Annotated in this window: 14 protein-coding genes; 6 read left to right on the forward strand and 8 right to left on the reverse strand. The window is 69.0% G+C overall.

The features are described 5' to 3' along the window. Positions 1-512 precede the first annotated feature (512 nt). Positions 513-851 carry a hypothetical protein gene (locus tag V6M51_RS18315; protein ID WP_332769461.1) on the forward strand — a complete coding sequence of 113 codons (339 nt, stop codon included), beginning with the start codon at positions 513-515 and terminating at the stop codon, positions 849-851. Positions 852-921: 70 nt separating this feature from the next. On the opposite strand, the gene V6M51_RS23935 is transcribed toward V6M51_RS18315, so the two are convergent. The 6 genes from V6M51_RS23935 to V6M51_RS18340 form a co-directional block, all read right to left on the reverse strand. Next, positions 922-1,155, reverse strand: a complete 234-nt coding sequence (locus V6M51_RS23935; protein ID WP_442957866.1) for an excalibur calcium-binding domain-containing protein — start codon at positions 1,153-1,155, stop codon at positions 922-924. Continuing rightward, positions 1,155-1,535: a thermonuclease family protein gene (locus V6M51_RS18320; protein ID WP_332769462.1), complete on the reverse strand. Its 381-nt coding sequence runs from the start codon at positions 1,533-1,535 to the stop codon at positions 1,155-1,157. The genes V6M51_RS23935 and V6M51_RS18320 overlap by 1 nt, the downstream gene beginning before the upstream one ends. Positions 1,536-1,942: 407 nt before the next feature. Then, entirely contained in the window at positions 1,943-3,298 is a 1,356-nt protein-coding gene (locus V6M51_RS18325) for a peptide MFS transporter (RefSeq protein WP_332769464.1), read from the reverse strand. After that, positions 3,291-4,709 carry an amidase family protein gene (locus V6M51_RS18330; protein WP_332769466.1) on the reverse strand — a complete coding sequence of 473 codons (1,419 nt, stop codon included), beginning with the start codon at positions 4,707-4,709 and terminating at the stop codon, positions 3,291-3,293. The genes V6M51_RS18325 and V6M51_RS18330 overlap by 8 nt, the downstream gene beginning before the upstream one ends. Then, positions 4,706-6,856 (reverse strand): S9 family peptidase, encoded by a 2,151-nt coding sequence (locus tag V6M51_RS18335; RefSeq protein ID WP_332769468.1) that lies wholly within the window; start codon positions 6,854-6,856, stop codon positions 4,706-4,708. Before V6M51_RS18335 ends, V6M51_RS18330 begins: the two co-directional genes overlap by 4 nt. A 22-nt stretch (positions 6,857-6,878) precedes the next feature. Beyond that, the gene (locus V6M51_RS18340) at positions 6,879-9,095 is read right to left on the reverse strand and encodes a TonB-dependent receptor (protein WP_332769470.1); all 2,217 of its coding nucleotides are present in this window, start codon (positions 9,093-9,095) and stop codon (positions 6,879-6,881) included. 243 nt (positions 9,096-9,338) lie between these two features. Between V6M51_RS18340 and V6M51_RS18345 the strand changes: the two genes are divergently transcribed. After that, the gene (locus V6M51_RS18345) at positions 9,339-10,043 is read left to right on the forward strand and encodes a hypothetical protein (protein WP_332769472.1); all 705 of its coding nucleotides are present in this window, start codon (positions 9,339-9,341) and stop codon (positions 10,041-10,043) included. On the opposite strand, the gene V6M51_RS18350 is transcribed toward V6M51_RS18345, so the two are convergent. Continuing rightward, positions 10,028-11,119 carry a PepSY-associated TM helix domain-containing protein gene (locus tag V6M51_RS18350; protein WP_332769473.1) on the reverse strand — a complete coding sequence of 364 codons (1,092 nt, stop codon included), beginning with the start codon at positions 11,117-11,119 and terminating at the stop codon, positions 10,028-10,030. The genes V6M51_RS18345 and V6M51_RS18350 overlap by 16 nt on opposite strands. Before the next feature lie 222 nt (positions 11,120-11,341). Here V6M51_RS18350 and V6M51_RS18355 point away from each other — a divergent pair, with 222 nt between their 5' ends. Together V6M51_RS18355 and V6M51_RS18360 are read left to right on the forward strand one after the other, a co-directional pair. Next, a complete protein-coding gene (locus V6M51_RS18355; RefSeq protein ID WP_332769475.1) occupies positions 11,342-12,889 on the forward strand; it encodes an amino acid permease in 1,548 nt (515 codons plus the stop codon). Between the two features lie 7 nt (positions 12,890-12,896). Further along, complete coding sequence (locus tag V6M51_RS18360) at positions 12,897-13,520, forward strand: FMN-binding negative transcriptional regulator (RefSeq protein ID WP_332769477.1); 624 nt, start codon at positions 12,897-12,899, stop codon at positions 13,518-13,520. On the opposite strand, the gene V6M51_RS18365 is transcribed toward V6M51_RS18360, so the two are convergent. Continuing rightward, positions 13,517-14,314, reverse strand: coding sequence for an AraC family transcriptional regulator (locus tag V6M51_RS18365; protein WP_332769479.1), 798 nt, complete (start codon positions 14,312-14,314; stop codon positions 13,517-13,519). The two genes, V6M51_RS18360 and V6M51_RS18365, sit on opposite strands and share 4 nt — an antisense overlap. A 224-nt stretch (positions 14,315-14,538) precedes the next feature. Here V6M51_RS18365 and V6M51_RS18370 point away from each other — a divergent pair, with 224 nt between their 5' ends. Both V6M51_RS18370 and V6M51_RS18375 read left to right on the forward strand, forming a co-directional pair. Continuing rightward, positions 14,539-15,531 carry an alpha/beta hydrolase fold domain-containing protein gene (locus tag V6M51_RS18370; protein WP_332769481.1) on the forward strand — a complete coding sequence of 331 codons (993 nt, stop codon included), beginning with the start codon at positions 14,539-14,541 and terminating at the stop codon, positions 15,529-15,531. 3 nt (positions 15,532-15,534) lie between these two features. Continuing rightward, positions 15,535-16,347 (forward strand): pyrroline-5-carboxylate reductase family protein, encoded by an 813-nt coding sequence (locus tag V6M51_RS18375; protein WP_332769483.1) that lies wholly within the window; start codon positions 15,535-15,537, stop codon positions 16,345-16,347. Positions 16,348-16,411 lie beyond the last annotated feature (64 nt).

Here is a 16,411-nt window from a genome sequence, read left to right on the forward strand (position 1 = left end):
CACTCGCGGCATGGGGCCATGGCCGACAATTCCCGATGACGTTGTGCGAGGAGCGGACCTTCTGAGCTCCGCCTTCGAGTCAGTACTTCACGTTGAGGACCGCGCTAGGCGCTCTGCCGCACAGCAGACCTTCTGAACGTCGCTGAAGAGCCCCCAGCAGGAATTCACTATGTCCGTTGCCGGGCTGGTCGCCGCCGGAAACGGTCATAGTCTCAGAACACCGGTTACAACGAAATTTGCTCGGCCGCCAATCAACCTGACGCGACCTTGACCGCGTGGCGGCGCCCAAAACCATGGGCTCGGCTGGCGGTCGTGCTGTCGGCGCGCACCTGAAATACCGCTGGGACGGCGCGCGCATGGATCGCTACTTCGATTGCAGCACGGAAACCTGGATCGAGCTGACGTGAGGGCGAATTGCAAGGTCGCCGACACGTCGAAGCGCCTGCCACGATCCCCTTCGCCACGATCTCGCCTGATGTCTGGGCCAGAACCCGCGCGGCTTGGAGCACGGCTTGAAGGACATCATCGACATCGCAGGGGCGAGCGGAGCCCTGTACCGCTTTCGGCGCCACGCCAAGGGCCGCGAATTGCCGGCGACCGCCGGCAATTTCCTCTATGTGCGCCAGACGCGCCAAGGCTTCGATCTCATCTGCTGCGGCGAGACTAGCACGCTCAACCGCGCCTACGGGCTTTGGGATCAGGCCCGAGAGGACCACCAGACCACGCACGTCTTCCTCCGGCTCAATGTAACCAGCGCCACCCGCCGTTTGGAGCACGCCGATATCGTCGCCCTGCACCGGCCGCCGCTCGCCCCGAGCGACCAAATGGGAAACACCGCCATTAGGCCCTGACAGGCCTATTCCATAGTTCGGCGACGGCCCGGCCCATCGCCGGGAACGCCCACCGGCGGGCGATCTGGTCTCAGCGCCCCCGGTAGGGTTCGCAGGCCAGCCCATCCCCGTCGCCATCGAGGTTGGGATTGTATCCCGGATCGCCTCGCGACATGGGCGCGGCGCCCGCGGCGCGCGCCGCGGCGCACGACTGGAAGGCCTTTGGACCGGGCGCGGCGCGGACCGGCGACGCGACCGACCCACGAGGCCCCCTCGGATCGCGGGCCGTCGCGGCCCCCCCCTCCATGACCCCAGCGCTCCGCATCAGGTCGCCGACCGGGCGGCATGGATCCGACACCGCGCGGCGATCCGATCATAGGTTCGAAGGTTGGCGACGCACTCGGCGTGCTGGCCCAAGGCCAACCGCGCCAGGGCCGACTTCGCCGCAGCGCCGCCCAGCCGTCTCAGCTCCGGCGCGTAGAAGTCCGCGAGACGGACCTCGACCCAGTCCGGCGGGCCAGGCCCCACGGCGACACATAGGGAATCGCCGTCGATCACATGAGAAACCGACCCGGAAAAGCCTGCGCCGAAGGCCAGATATCTCGGCAGCGGGCCGTGCTCAGGAATGGCTTCACAAGGATCGGCCGAGGCCGGCGCCGACCAGATGAGCGCCGCGAACAGAGATAGCAACAGGAGCCGGGACATCTGCCGATGCTACTGCGGCGCGCCGGCGCGGCAAGCACTGACCATACGTGTCACAGGCGGGCGCCCAAACGCGGCGATCAGGTCGTCATGGGGCCGCGTGACAATCCCGGCCTGGCGAAGCCCGACAGCGATCTGCGTCGCGACCTATGGCGAGACATGCACGTCGCTCTCTGGCGGCGCCTTGCGCGTTTCGACCAACGGTGCGCCCTGCGCACGTGGGTCTACGGCAGGTTCAAACCCCTTCGCGCCGAACCTTCGCTGGGTCGAGGCTCGCCGTGGAAGGTCCGCCAGGCCGGTCATCTGCAACAATTTGGCGACGCCCTCGCGGCCGCCCACCTCTTGCAGCTGATCTAAGCGCGGCTGGCGGGAAACTGAGATGTGAGCCCCTAACCGCCAATCGCCACCTGTTAGACCAGGCTTGGCCTGGTTTGACCCGTGATCCCCAGCTCGCGGCGGAACCGAGAGCCGACGACCAGCATCAGTATCCCTCCCCCTGCGACGAGCGCAGCGTGGAGCCCCCAGAACAGGCTCGCCGACAGCCGTTCATAGAGGCCGCCCAGCCTTCCGCTGACGACACTTCCGAGGAAAATTGAAAGGTAGTAGACCCCGATCATCGTCGCATTCACGCCGGTGGGGGCGGCGCGCGAGAACAGCGCGATGATCGTGGGCGCGAAATAGAGCCAGCCCAGATTGGATGCGAAGTGGAAGATCACCGGCCAGAAAAGCGGCGTCCGCCCGGCGCTGTCGGTCACCAGATGCGCCGCCGCCAACCACAGGGTCGATCCGGCGAACAGGAAACAACCGATCGCGATCTTGGTGAACTCGTCGGGCTCGGCGCCGCGCCTGGCCTGCCAGGCCCAGAAGGCGATCACCGGCGGCAGGCAGACGAAGGGCGCCAGGCCGTCAAGGGCCTGCAGCCACGGCACGGGCATTGTCCAGCCGCCGATCTGCAGGTCGACATGGTCGCGGACCCAGAGGTTGTAGGTGTTCCAGACCTGGGACTGGGCGACCCAGAAGAGGGCCGCGATAGGCACGAGCGCCAGCAGGAACAGGATCGCCCGGCGCTCATGGGGTTCAAGGGGCGCCCGCGCCGCGCGGGGTCCGCGAGGAGCTTCGGGCGGCAGGTGGCGCCTTCCGAAGAGATAGATGACCAGGCCCAGCAGCATGCCGAACCCGGCGAAGGCGAAGCCCACGTGCCAGCCGTAGGCCTGGCCGAGCGCGCCCGTGGCGATCGGGGCGATGAAGGCGCCGAGATTGATCGTCGCTCCGTAGATCTGGAAGGCCACGACCCGGCGGCGGTCCTGCTTGCCGTAGAGCTCGCCGACCTGCGGGGTCAGGTTGCCGCGCAGGCATCCGGCTCCCAGGATCAGCAGCAGCAGGGCGAGCAGGAACGATCGGTCGAAGGCCATGCAGAAGTGACCGGCGGTCATCAGCAACGCGCCTAGGGTCACCGAGCGGGTGCGCCCCAGGAACCGGTCGCCGATCCAGCCTCCGAGCACGGGGGTCAGATAGACCAGGCCGACATACAGCCCGAAGATCTGGGAGGCGAGCGCCTGGGCCGAGAGCGGCCCCGTCAGCTGCTCGATCCCCGTGCTGAACGCGCCGAAGCCGGCGATCTGCTCGATGTGTCCGGGCAGCAGAAGCTGTTCGACCATGTAGAGGACGAGCAGGGCCTGCATGCCGTGGAACGAGATGCGGTCCCACAGCTCGGTTCCGGCGAGGACCGCCAGCCCCCGCGGATGGCCATAGATCAGCTTAGCCAACGGTTGATCCATCTTGGCCCCTTTGCACGGAGAGCGGCGGCCAGCGGTCGCGCCATGGCGCCGCGGATTCGAGCTCGCAGGCCAGGCCCAGCAGCAGATCCTCCTGGCCCCGGCCCGCCGCGAACATGAGCCCGACCGGAAGCCCGTCATCGGCCCAGGCGAGCGGCAGGGAAATGGCGGGCGTTCCCGCCAGGTTCTGCAAGGGCGTGTAGCCGCACCAGCCGAACATCCGGTCCATCAGCAGACCCACGGGAACATCGGGCGCCAGGTGGCCCAGCGGCGGCGGCGGCGCCGACAGCGTCGGTGTCAGGAAGACGTCGTAGTCCTGGAAGAACCCGGCGAGCTGGCGCGGCAGCAGGGCCAGTTGGCCCATGGCCGCTTCGAGGTCGTCCTGGGTCAGGCGCTCGGTCAGCCGCCCGAGGCCGAGGGTCCAGGGCTCCAGCACCGCCTGCGGATCCTGGCCCGAGGCGCGAACGGCGTCGACGCAATCGGCGCCGATGTGGCTCCACAGGGTGCGTTCGGCCTGTTCGGCGGCCCGCCCGTCGATGGGAAGCGCGGTCGGCCTCACCTCGTGGCCCAGGCGCGCGCAGAGATCGGCGGCCGATTGCAGGGCCGCCCGCACGCGGGGATCGGGTTGCGCGCCGGCCAGGGTCGCGCCGTCGAAGCCGATGCGAAGCCGGCGCATAGACGGTCCAACGACCGGCGGCCCAGGGTCTGGTCGCGCCAGGGCGAAGCCGGCGGCGGTGTCGCGGACCGTGCGTGACATCAGGCTGTCGCCGACCATCAGGTCTTCCAGCACGTGACGCCCGCGCACGCGCACCGTCGCGCCGCGACCGGGCTTCAGCCCGACCACCCCGCAGGCCGAGGCCGGGATGCGGATCGAGCCCGCCCCGTCGCTGCCGTGGGCCAGGGGGACCAGGCCTGCGGCGACGGCGGACCCTGCCCCGCCGCTGGAACCGCCGGGGGAGCGTTCGGGCGCCCAGGGATTGCGGGTCGGCGGCGCGATCGCCGGTTCGGTGGAGGGCAGCAGGCCGAACTCCGGCATGGCCGACTTGCCGACCGGGACCAGGCCCGCGGCGTCCAGCCGGCCCACATAGGCGCGGCCATCCGCGACCGGTTCCACCGTGCGGCTGGCCGAGCCCGCCCGGCTGGGCAGGCCGGGATAGTCCAGCGAGTCCTTCAGCAGGTAGGGAACGCCGGCCAAGGGGGTGTCCGGCGCCGGTCCCGCGGCCATGGCGCGCGCCAGATCGAAGGCCCGCCAGCTCACTGCGGCGAGATCGCCATCCAGCGCCTCGATACGCAGGATGGCGGCCTCGACCAGGGCCGACGCGGGGACATCTCCGCGCCGGACCAGGGCGGCCTGATCGTGGGCGTCGAGCCGGCCGATGGCGAAGGCCTCGTCCCGGGTCATGCCCGCCACACGAGGCTCTGTTCGGCGAAGGCCCACAGCAGCGCCATCTGGCTGTACTGGTCCGAGAGGCCAGAGGCCGCCTGGTGGCCGGCCGACATATTGGCCAGGAACAGGACCGGAGCCTTGCCCATGGTGCGGGCGCGGATATTGGCCACCCACTTGGCCGGCTCCCAATAGCTCACCCGGTCGTCGCGCACCCCGGCGGTGGCGAGGATCGGCGGATAGGCCTGGGCCCGCACGTTCTCATAGGGCGAGATCGAGGCGATGTAGTCATAGGCTTTGGGATCGGCCAGGGGATCGCCCCAGTCGGGCCGGAAGGCCGGCACCAGCGGATGGTCGGCGTCGCTCATGGTGTTCAGCATATCGACGAACGGCACCTGGGCGATGATCCCGCCCCACAGGTCAGGACGCAGGTTGGCGACCGCGCCCATCAGCAGGCCGCCCGCGGACAGGCCGTGGGCGACGATGCGGCGCCTGCTCGTATAGCCCTGGGCGATCAGGTGCTCGGCGCTGGCGATGAAGTCGGTGAAGGTGTTGGCCTTGTTGAGCAGGCGGCCGTCCAGGAACCAACCGCGCCCCTTCTCCGACCCGCCACGGACGTGGGCGATGGCGTAGACGAAGCCCTGGTCGACGAGGGCCAGGGCCGGGATCGAGAACTCCGCTTCGGTGGAGACGCCGTACGAGCCATAGGCGTAGAGCAGCAGCGGCGAGCGCCCGTCGAGCCTTGTCCCCTTGCGCATCAGCACCGTGACCGGCACGGCCTGGCCGTCGCTCGCCGGCGCCGAGAGCCGCCGGACCTCGTAGCGGTCGGGTGAAAAGCCGCCGGCCACGGTCTTGGACTTCAGGAGCGTCCGCGCCCCGGTAGAGAGGTCGTAGTCAAGCCACTGAGGCGGCGTCCGCGGCGACTGGTAGAGCAGGCGCAGCCGCGCTGCGGCGAATTCCTGCTCATGCGCCAGGCCGACGGAATAGGCGGCCTCCTCGAAGGCGACCTTGGACTCCGTCGCCACACGCCCCGCAGTGACGACGACTTCGAGCCGCCCTTCGGTCCTTTGCAGCCGGACGAAATGGCCCTGGAAGGCGCGCATCTCCAGCAGGTGGCGGCCGGGAACGTGGGCGACCCAGTCGCGCCAGTTGGCGCGGCCGGGCGCATCGGCGGGCGCCGTCACGATCTTGCCGTCCAAGGCGCCGTCGGCGTCGGTAAGGATCGCCAGGCGTCCGTCCCAGTCCTCGACCTGGTAGTGCAGTCCAGCGGTTCTCGGCTCGACCACGCGTGGGACGGCGGTCGGGTCGGCGGCGGGGATGAGGCGCGCCTCGTCCAGATCGGGTCCGAAGATGCGTATGGTCACATGACCGTTCGAGCCTGTCCGCGACAGCGACATGAACAGCGCCGGGTCCTGTTCCTCGTAGACCAGCACGTCCGGCCCACCGCGCGCGGGGCGGCGGAACACCTTGGCGGGGCGGCTGAGCGGATCGCGCCAGATCCAGAACACCCATTGCGAGCAGGGCGACACCACCAGGCCGCGCCAGCCATAGGCGTCGGCTTGGCCGGAGACGCGCACCTCGCCGGTGTAGAGATCCCTGATGCAGATCTGGTGGCGGTCGCCGCCCTCCAGGTCCTCTGCCCAGACGAACAGGGAATGGTCCGGGCTGTGGGCGGCCTCGACGATCCGGTAGTAGGCATGGCCCCTCGCCCGGGCCTGCTCGTCCAGCAGGACCTCCTCGGGCCCGCCGCCGCGCGGCCGGCGGGCATGGACCGGATGGTCCTCGCCCGCGCGGACGTAGCGGTAATAGTCCCAAGGCCCGTCCGAGGCGGCCGGCTCGGCCTCCTCGGCGCCCGTCATGGCCATCATGCGGGCGAGATAGGCGTCCTGGCGTGCCTTCGTGCGGGCGAGCACGGCTTCGGCGTAGCGGTTCTCGGCCTCCAGATGGGCGCGGATCTCCGGCTGCATCAGGCCGGGATCGCGGGAGACCCGCTTCCAGTCCGGATCGCGCAGCCAGGCGTAGTCGTCGACGCGGACCCGCCCCAACTGCTCGATCCGCCTGGGCCGCCGAGGCGTCACCGGCGGCGGCGGAAGCCTTTCGGCGCTCCATGCGTAGAGTGGAAGAAAGGCCGCCGCCGCGGTCGCCAGGAGTCGCCGCCGATCCATACGCCCAACTCCCGGTTCGAGCTTATAGCGACCAATTGAAGGTCACGCCGAAGGTGCGGGGCCGCACCAGGCCCTGGCTCAGGCCGTTGGCTTCCGGCAGGGTCCGTGTCACCCCGCGCTCGTCGCCCAGGTTGGACCCGAACAGGGTGATCGCGGTCGGGCCGAACTGGCCCCGCAGCCGCAGGTCGATCAGGTTGTAGTCGCCCTGGATATTCGGCGCGATTCCGGGGACCGCCGAGTTCAGGTCGCTGATGCCCGAAGACAGGTAACGGTGGGCCAGGGTGAGGGTCGGGCTGTAGGCGCCTTCGAAATGGTAGACCGCCGTATTCGAGACCGACCAGTCCGCCGAGCCGGGCAGATGCGCGCCCTTCGGCGCCGTGCCGTAGAAAAGGATGAACAGGGGCTCGTCCAGCCGGGCCTCCATATAGGTGACCGTCGACTGCAGCTCGAGCTGACGGACCGGCCGATAGGTCGCCGAGACCTCCAGGCCCTTGATCACGGCCGAGCCGCCATTGGCCGCATAGTTGAAGTTGTCGGGGGTCAGCAGGCGAAGCTGGATGTCCTGCCAGTCGATATAGAAGGCGGTCACGTCCAGCAGCAGGCTGTCGTCCAGCAGGTTGGCGCGGACGCCGAGCTCGTAATTGGTGAGCGCGTCGCTCTTCGAGCCGGCCGGCACCGGGAAAGCGCTCAGCCCCTGGATATTGGGCGTGCCGAACCGGAAGCCCTCCGAATAGAGCCCGTAGATCATCAGGTCGTCATTCGGGGTGTAGGTGAGCGACACCTTGGGCGAGAAGCCGTCCTGCTTGTCCTTGGTCGGGGTGAGGCCGGGCGGACCGGGAAAGGTCGAGAAGCCGAACTGGGTCGAGACGCTGTCGATCTCGGTCTTGAAGAGGCGGCCGCCGGCGGTGAGCTTCAGGGTCGGGGTGAAATGGAAGGTCGCCTCGCCGAACAGCGCCGACTCCTTGGCCTTCAGATCGGTCTGGAAGGTGTTGAACACCTCCCCGCCGGGCGCGATCACCGCGCCGGACCCGGCCCCGAACACGGGGGAGGCGTTGAACGCGGCCGCCGCCCCGGCCGCCCCGATCTGCTCGTAGAGGAACTTGTCGCTCTCGAAGTACATGGCCCCGACCAGCCACTCGAACCGTTCGGCGTCCTTCGAGGCGAGTCGGACCTCGAGGCTCTTGCCGGTGCTCTCGCCGCCGCTTTCGATGTAGAGCGGCGAGGTCAGGTTGAGGCCGAGATCGGCGTTGTAGAAGCCGCGGTAAGGGGTGAAGTCGAACGCGAAGTCCTGGGCCTTCTTCTGGTAGGCGCCCAGCGCCGTGAAGGTCGCGAACCCGAAGTCATGGTCCAGCCGCAGACTGTGGATCTCCACGTCGGTGACATTGATCTCGGCGAAGGCGGTGCTGCGCTTGAGGTCGCCGATCGCCGGGTTGCGATAGGGCGCGTCATCGGCCTCGGTCTTTTGATAGAGGCTGAGCCAGGAGAGCTCGGTGGCGTCGCTGGGCGTCCAGACCACCGAGAGCCGCCCGCCCGAGACCGCCACGTCGCTGGACCCGTCCTTGCCGATTCCGACATTGTCCAGATAGCCCTGGTCCTGGCGGAACGCGACCACCCCGCGCACGGCCAGCTTGCCGTCGATCAGCGGGACATTGACCATGGCCTTGGCGGCATGGCTGAAGTCGGCGTTGCGGGTCTTGGCCAGGGTGGCTTCCAGCGCCGCGTCGAAGGCGCCGGCGTCGGCCTTGCGGGCCACATAGTTGACCGCTCCGCCCATGGAGGCCGACCCGAACAATGACCCCTGCGGGCCGCGCAGGATCTCCACCCGGTCCACGTCGAAGGCGTCGATATCGGGGATGACGATGGTCCAGCCGGGCTCGGTCAGCGGGATTTCGTTGATGTAGTAGCCGGTCGTGCCCTGGCCCTGGACGTTGCCCGCGCTGGTGGCCACGCCGCGGATGACCACGTGCGAGGTGCCGGGCTGGAACTCGTTGAACACCACGCCCGGCGTCCTGGTGATGTAGTCGGCGAAACCCTGGGCGCCGATCGCCTCGAGCTGGGCCCCGCTTACCGCGCTCACGCCACCGGAAACGTCGCGCACGCTCTCCTCGCGCTTGGTGGCGGTGACGATGACCTCTTCCACCAGGCTTCCGGAATACTCCTGGCCCGTGGCCGGGGTCACCGCGGCGAGACCGGCGGCGCCCGCCAGAAGCATGGCGCGGAACGAGTTGAGAGCCTGCATGAATCCCCCTGGGTTGCGTCGAGGCTCTGAGGCCGCAGACAGGATCGAGGCTAGGCCACTCCCGCGCGCCCAGGCCTTGGACCCAGGGTCAAATAACAGCGTGACCGGGCCATCGGCGGACGGGCGCAGCCGCCCGCAGGCGCTTGGCCCGACCGCGCCTGTTTCTGACCCTCGCGCCGAGGCGCGCCGGTCCGACCTGCCTAGACTCCCGCCGCAGACGAAGACGGAGAGCGGGCGGTGGGCATGCGCGGATCGGTTTGGCTAGGCAGCGTTGTCGCGGCCGCTCTGCAGCCGGCCGTGGCGGCGGCGTCGCCATTCGAGACCCTCGATCCATACCCCGCCGCCTCGCTGGAGGTCTCCAGCGCCGTCGACTACGCCCGCGGCGGCGCGGGCGTCGGCGAGGTTATCCTCCGCCACGGCGCGGCGACCGGGCTCGGCGAGAACCTGGAAGCGTCGATCACCTTCTCGCATGGCTGGACGGACGGCGACGGCAGCCGCCGCCGGATCGCGGGCGAACCGGCCGTGGCCGTGAAATGGCGTTTCCACGAGGGGAGCCGGTCCACCGCGGCGATCGAGCCGGCCCTATCCAGTCCCTCCGGCCACGACGGCCTGCGCCTCAGCCTGCCTGTGGGGATTGCGTGGCGGTCCGGTCGCCTCGGCCTGCGCGGCGCCCTGGGCTACGATCACGTCTTCGCCGACGCGCACGGCGCGATGTTCACGGGCGTCCTCGCGACCTATGCGCTCGCCGACCATTTCACGCTTGGCGTCGAGTTGGCGGCGGACGCACCCGTCGGCGAACTGTCGGACCCGCAGGTCCGAGGCAATGTGGGCTTCATCTGGGCCCCGACCGATCGCATCGAAGTCCATGGCCTGGCCGGCCGTAGCCTGGCGACCTCCGCCAGCGAGGAAAGCACCTTGGTGCGGCTGGTGCTTCAGGCCGCCTTCTGAACGGCGGCGCGGCGGCTCATCGCGCGCCGGGTCAGCCAGAGGGCCACGCCGAAGCCGATCATCGTCGCGAGCCACAATCCCGTCAGCAGGCTGATCACCCGGCCCGCCAGGCCGATGAACTCTCCGGTGTGGACCGGATAGAGGGCGTCGAAGAACGTGATCCCCACGGGCGACTTCAGCGCGTCGTGCACTTTCAGGACCCGGCCGTCGCCTGCGTCGACGAAGACGACCGTGGTCCCGAAGATCCGGCGGGGCTCGCCGGGCTGCAGCAGGCGGATCTTGTAAAAGCGATCCTCCGCGTCCGGCATCTCGACGATCGAGAGCGCCGCGTCCGGAAACCGCCTGAGCGCGGTCGCGATGGCCTGGCCCGGTCCGACGGTCGACGGCAGGCCTGACAGCTCGCGCGGCGCCGGCGCGGCGACATAGCTCTTCGTCGCTTCCTTGAGCGGGTCGCCGAGCGCGATGAGGGTTCCGGCGAAGGCGACGATCAGGGCCGGCGCGGCGAACCAGAGGCCAAGCGCGCGGTGGAAGCCGTGCAGGCCGCTCAGGCGGGTCTTGCCCGGCGGGAAGCTCATGGTCCGGCGCCAGCGACCGCGGGCTGGCCAGGCGAGATTCAGCCCGAGACCGATGCTGACAAGCAGCAGCACGCCGCTCAGGCCCACGAGGAACAGGCCCGTCGAACCCGAGAATAGGGTCTGATGCAGAGCTAGCATGGTCAGGAAAAGGCCAGGACCCGGAAAGCCGTAGTCATAGGGGCGGCTCTGGAGCGTCCTGCCCTCCCCGTCGGCGCGGACATAGTCCAGGCCGTCGCCGGCCGAGAGCAGCACGTCGAACCGGTCCCGCGCGCCGCCCTGGGCCATCACGTAGCGGACCTCTTGGCCTGGCCGCGCCGCCTCGATGGCCGCCAGGCCCTCGCCGAACGCCTGCGGCTGCAGGGGCCGCACGGGCCCGGGCACGGTCCACTCCTCCATCTCCCGGCCGAAGACCAGCAGCACCCCCGACAGGGCCTGGGTCATCCAGAGCAGGGCGAGCGCCAGCCCGACCCATCTGTGCGCGCCTCGGATCGCAGCCTTCACCTCAAGAACTCTCCAGTTTCCGATCCGCGCGCCCATCGAGGGGGCGAGCCTCGACAGGTTCTCATTCGCGGTGCGCGGCGCCGGTCCTGACGGGTCAATCTGCGTTGCGGGCGGGCCATTGCTCATCCAAGCGGCCCGGTCGCGCGGATTGTCGGCCCGCGCTGGAGAGCCGCGCCCGACCGGCGCCCGGTAGCCTCGCTCCGAAAATTGGGAGTCTGGGCCGTGACTGGAACACCTCGTTGCTACAGCCGCCTCTTCGCGCGCAAGTCGATCGCCGCGCTGCAGAAGGACGCCGAGAGCCATGGACTGAAACGCACGCTCGGCCGCTGGAGTCTGCTGTTCCTCGGCGTAGGATGCATCCTGGGCGCGGGAATCTACGTCATGCCGGGGACGACGGCGGCGAGCTTCGCCGGGCCGGGCGTGATGCTGTCCTTCGTATTGGCCGGCGTCGCCTGCGCGCTGACCGCCCTCTGCTACGCCGAGCTCGCCTCGGCCATGCCGGTCTCGGGTTCGGCCTACACCTATTGCTACGCTTCCATGGGCGAGGTGTTCGCCTGGGGTCTCGGTTGGCTGCTGCTGCTTGAATACAATCTCGCGGCGTCGCTGCTGGCCGTGGGGTTCTCAGGCTACCTCGCCAGCCTGTTCGCCGACTTCGGGATCATCATCCCCGCCGCTCTCTCGTCCCCGACCATCCAGGGCACCGCCGACGGCGTGTTCCAAATGACCGGAAGCGTGAACCTGGTGGCCGCGGCGGCGATCTTCGTGGTGACCACCGTCCTGGTTGTGGGCGTGAACGAGTCGGCGCGGATCAACGCCCTGCTGGTGATCATCAAGACTGCGGTCCTGGCGGCCTTCATCATTGTCGGGATCGGGGCCATCCAGCCCGAGAACTGGACCCCCTTCATTCCCCCGAACGAGGGCGGCTTCACCTATGGCTGGCAGGGCGTAGTCCGCGGCGCGTCCATGCTGTTCTTCGCCTATATCGGCTTCGAAACGGTCTCCACCGCCGCCTCGGAGACGCGCGAGCCCAAGCGGGACCTGCCCTTCGGGATACTCGGCTCGCTCGCTGTCTGTACGGTCGTCTATATCGCCGTGGCCGCGGTGCTGACCGGCGTCGTGCCTTACAAGGAGCTGGGCGTCCCCGATCCCATCGCCATCGCGGTCGACCGCATGGGCCACCCGCAGTTCGCCACCCTGGTGAAGATCGGCGCCCTTACCGGCCTGGCCTCGGTGCTGCTGGTCAATGCGTTCGGCCAATCGCGGATCGCCTTCGCCATGTCGCGCGACGGACTGTTGCCGCCACTGTTCTCGAGGCTGCATGCGCGCTGGCTCACCCCCTCGGGCGGCATCGTCGCGCTGGGGACCATCGCGGCGCTCGGCGCGGCCTTCCTCCCGCTTTCGCTTCTAGGCGATTTGATCAGCATCGGTGTCGCCTCGGCCTTCTCCATTGTGGCGATCAGCGTCATGTGGCTGCGCACCACCCGGCCCGACCTGCCGCGTCCGTTCACGGTGCCGTTCGGCGGCCGGCGGATCGGCGGCGTCTGGATCGGGATCGTCCCCCTGGCTGCGATCGTTTTCTGCTGGGCCATGATCCTGCCCGTGGCGATCGACATCGGCGCGAAGGCCGCCAGGGGCGAGCTGCTGCCGGCGGTAATCCTGGGCGCCTATGCCATGCTGGGCGTCATGGTCTATGCGCTCTACGGCCTTCGCCGTTCTCGGGCAGGGCATGGCGAGCCGATCCTCGCGAGCGAAGTTCCGGCCGGTGAATGATCGAACCATGACCGCATTCGAAGACCGATATCCACCGGCCTCCAACGCCGACCTGGCCCGGCTCGTCGCCGAGCATCCCCTGGCCTGGGTCGTCGCCCTGGGATCGGACACGCCGGCAGGAACGCCCCTGCCCCTCCTAGCCAGGCTCGATGGCGAGGGCCGGGTCGTCGGACTCGGCGGTCACTATTCCCGGGCCAATTCCCAAGTCGAGGTCCTGCGCCGCGACCCCCGCGTCCTGATCCTGTTCATGGGGCCGCAGGGCTATGTTTCGCCGTCCTGGATGGCCGACCGCACCCAGGCGCCGACCTGGAACTATGCTTCGGTGCAGTTCCTGGCCGAGGTGACGTTCACCGAGGAGCCAGCGGAGATCGACGGCCTCATCGGCGAGCTGGTCCTGGCTCAGGAGCAGGGACGGCCGGCCGCTTGGACGCCCGAGGAGATGGGGCCGCGCTACCGTTCCCTGTCTCGGGGCGTGGTAGGTTTCGAGGCCGCGGTCCTGGCCATGCAAGCCCGGTTCAAGTTGGGGCAGGACGAGCGGGACGACGTCTATCCCGACATCCTGGAAGGCCTGGCGCACGAAGGCCGCGACGACCTAATCGCCTGGATGCGGCGCTCCAATCCCACCCGCTAAGGTTCGCTCGCCGCCGACTCGAACTGGCTGGCGATATAGCGGGTCGGCGCCACCCCGAAGGTGCGGCGGAACATGGCGGTGAAGGCGCTCGAGCTGTTGTAGCCGACGTCGAAGGCCACGGTGGTCACCGGCTCTCCCATCGACAACCTCGAAACTGCTTCCATCAGCCGCACGTTCTGGCGCCAGGTGGCGAAGCTGATCCCGGTCTCGCGGCGGAAGGTCCGGGTGAAGGTCCGCCGGCCCATTCCCGCGGCGGCAGCCCAGTCGTCGAGGGCGTCGCATTGCGCCGGCTCGCGCAGGATCGAGGCGCAGACCTTCGCCAACCGTTCGTTGTGCGGCATCGGCACATTGGATGGCGCGGCCCGGGTCGCGGTGAGCTCGTCCAGAATCAGCGTCATGACCCGTCCATCGCGGCCGTCGAGGTCGTATTCGAGCGGCATCTGGGTGGCGGCGAGGATCAGTTCGCGCAACAGGCTGGACACCTCGATGGCGCGGGACGCGGTCGGCAGGTGGTTGCTGGCGCCTTGCTCCACATAGAGCGTACGGATCGACACGTTTCCACGCGCGTAGGCCTCGTGCTCCATGCCCGCGGGAACCCAGACGGCCCGCTGCGGAGGGACCACGAAACTGGCCTCCTCGGTGATCACCAGCAAGATGCCCGCCGAGGCGTAGATCAGCTGGGCGCGCCGATGGGTGTGGCGCGGGTCGTGATAGCCGTTCGGATACTCGTCCGCGAGCGCCGCGATGGGACGCGGAACGTTCTGATAGTCGATCCCGCGCGTGCTGCGATCCATGTGGCCCAGACTAGACGATCTTTGGTCGTACAGCGACTGCGGCTCACGCCGCCGCCCGCTAGCTTCAGTGCAGATAATACAAGCTGTGTCTAGCGGATTCCACTTACTCGTACGTGTAGGCTGCGACAAGCATAGATCGTGCAGCTATCCATTCGCAGTCTGTGCAATTGGTGCGCGGAGAGCGATCTGTTGGGCAATTCTGCCTATCGGCTATCGGAGTTTTCTTGACAGACAAGAATGATGTTGTCGTCGACCTGCAGTCGCCGCAGGCGGTTCTTGACCCCGATATCCGCCGGTTCGTGAACGAGGTGGCGGCGAGCTATGCCAGCTATCCCAACCTGGAAGGCCAGCCGCTCTCTGAGGCGCGCCGGATCGCCGAAGAGGTGCGCGCGCCCTGGCGTCAAGGCGGTCCGGTCATGGCCAGGACCACTGAGCGGACGATCCCGACCCGCCACGGCGGGGTGCGGCTTCGTTTCCATCACCCCGACGGCGCGACCTCCAGCCCCGCCCTTATCTACCTGCACGGCGGCGGCTTCACCCTCTTCAGCATCGACACCCATGACCGGGTCATGCGCGAATATGCCGGCCGCTCCGGCATGGTGGTCATCGGCGTCGACTACCCGCTCTCCCCCGAGGCCAAGTTCCCGGCGGCGCTGGAGTCGGTCGTCGACGTGGTGCGCTGGCTCGGCGAGCACGCAGCCGAGGCCGGTGTCGACGCCTCGCGCCTAGCCATCGGCGGCGACTCGGCGGGCGGCAACATCTCGCTCGCGACCTGCCTGACCCTGCGCGACAGCGCTGCGCCGCAGTTGAGGGGCATGCTCCTGAACTACGGCGGCTTCGCCACCGTAACCTCAGTCGAGTCTGAGCGCCGCTATGGCGGCCCCGGCTTCATGCTCAACACCGATGAGATGGTCTTCTTCTGGGACAACTACCTGTCGGGACCGGCCGATCGGCAGAACCCCCTGGCGATTCCACTCCTGGCGGACCTCCGAGGACTGCCGCCCGCGTTCCTGGCCATTCCCGAGTGCGACATCCTCACGGAGCAGAGCCACGCGATGGCGCGGCGCCTGCGCGAGGCGGCCGTGCCGGTCGAAGACGTGATCTATCCGGGCGCGACGCACAGCTTCCTCGAGGCGGTGTCCATCTCTCCGCTCGCGGCCAGGGCGCTGCAGGACGGGGCAGACTGGCTGCGCCGCGTGCTGGCGAGCGGGAACTAGGCCGTGGCGGCCGGCGGCGAACTCGTCCTGGTGGGCTGCGGCCGCATGGGCGGGGCGCTGCTCGGGGGGTGGATGGCCCACCCGGCTTGGCGCGAGCGGATTTCCGTGCTCGACCCGGCCGCCAATCCGAGCGGCGTTCGCAAGCTGACGGGCGCTGCGGACCTGGCGGCGTTCCCCGGGCCGCTTACCATCGTGCTCGCGGTCAAGCCGGACCTCGTCCTGCAGGCGCTGGACGGGGTTTGCGACTATCTGGGACCCGGCGACTTGGTCATATCGATCGCCGCCGGGGTGACCCTGGAGGCTCTCGACGGCCGCTGCGGCGGCGCGAGCCTGGTCCGCGCCATGCCCAACACTCCGGCCGCGGTCCGGCGGGGCATTACCGCGGCGGTCGCTGGCCCGAGGCTGACCGAGATCCAGCGCGACCTCTGCGAAGTGCTGTTCGGCATGGTGGGCGAGCTGGTCTGGTTGTCCGGAGAGCACCAGATCGACGCGGCGACCGCCCTTTCAGGCAGTGGCCCGGCCTATTTCTTCCACCTTGGGGAGGTTCTCGCCGAAGCCGGGATCAGGCTCGGCCTGGAGCCCGAGACGGCCGCGCGCCTGGCGTATATGACCCTGGTCGGGGCCGGGGCCCTGGCCGGCGAATCGGCGGAAGATCTCGCCGTCCTGCGCGCTGGGGTCACCAGTCCCGGCGGAACCACGGCCGCGGCCTTGGCCGTGTTCGATGACAGCCAGGCCCTCGCCGAGCTTGCCTTCGCCGCCGCCGCCGCGGGCGCCGTCCGCTCGCGAGACCTCAGCGGCGCCGGCGCGTTGGCCTGAACGCGATGGAGTGCGACCCTGCTGCGCGAGCGGGATGGATCGGGCGGGAACAAGCTTCGAGCAT

Source organism: Phenylobacterium sp. (genome assembly GCF_036677185.1).
Taxonomy (GTDB): domain Bacteria; phylum Pseudomonadota; class Alphaproteobacteria; order Caulobacterales; family Caulobacteraceae; genus Phenylobacterium.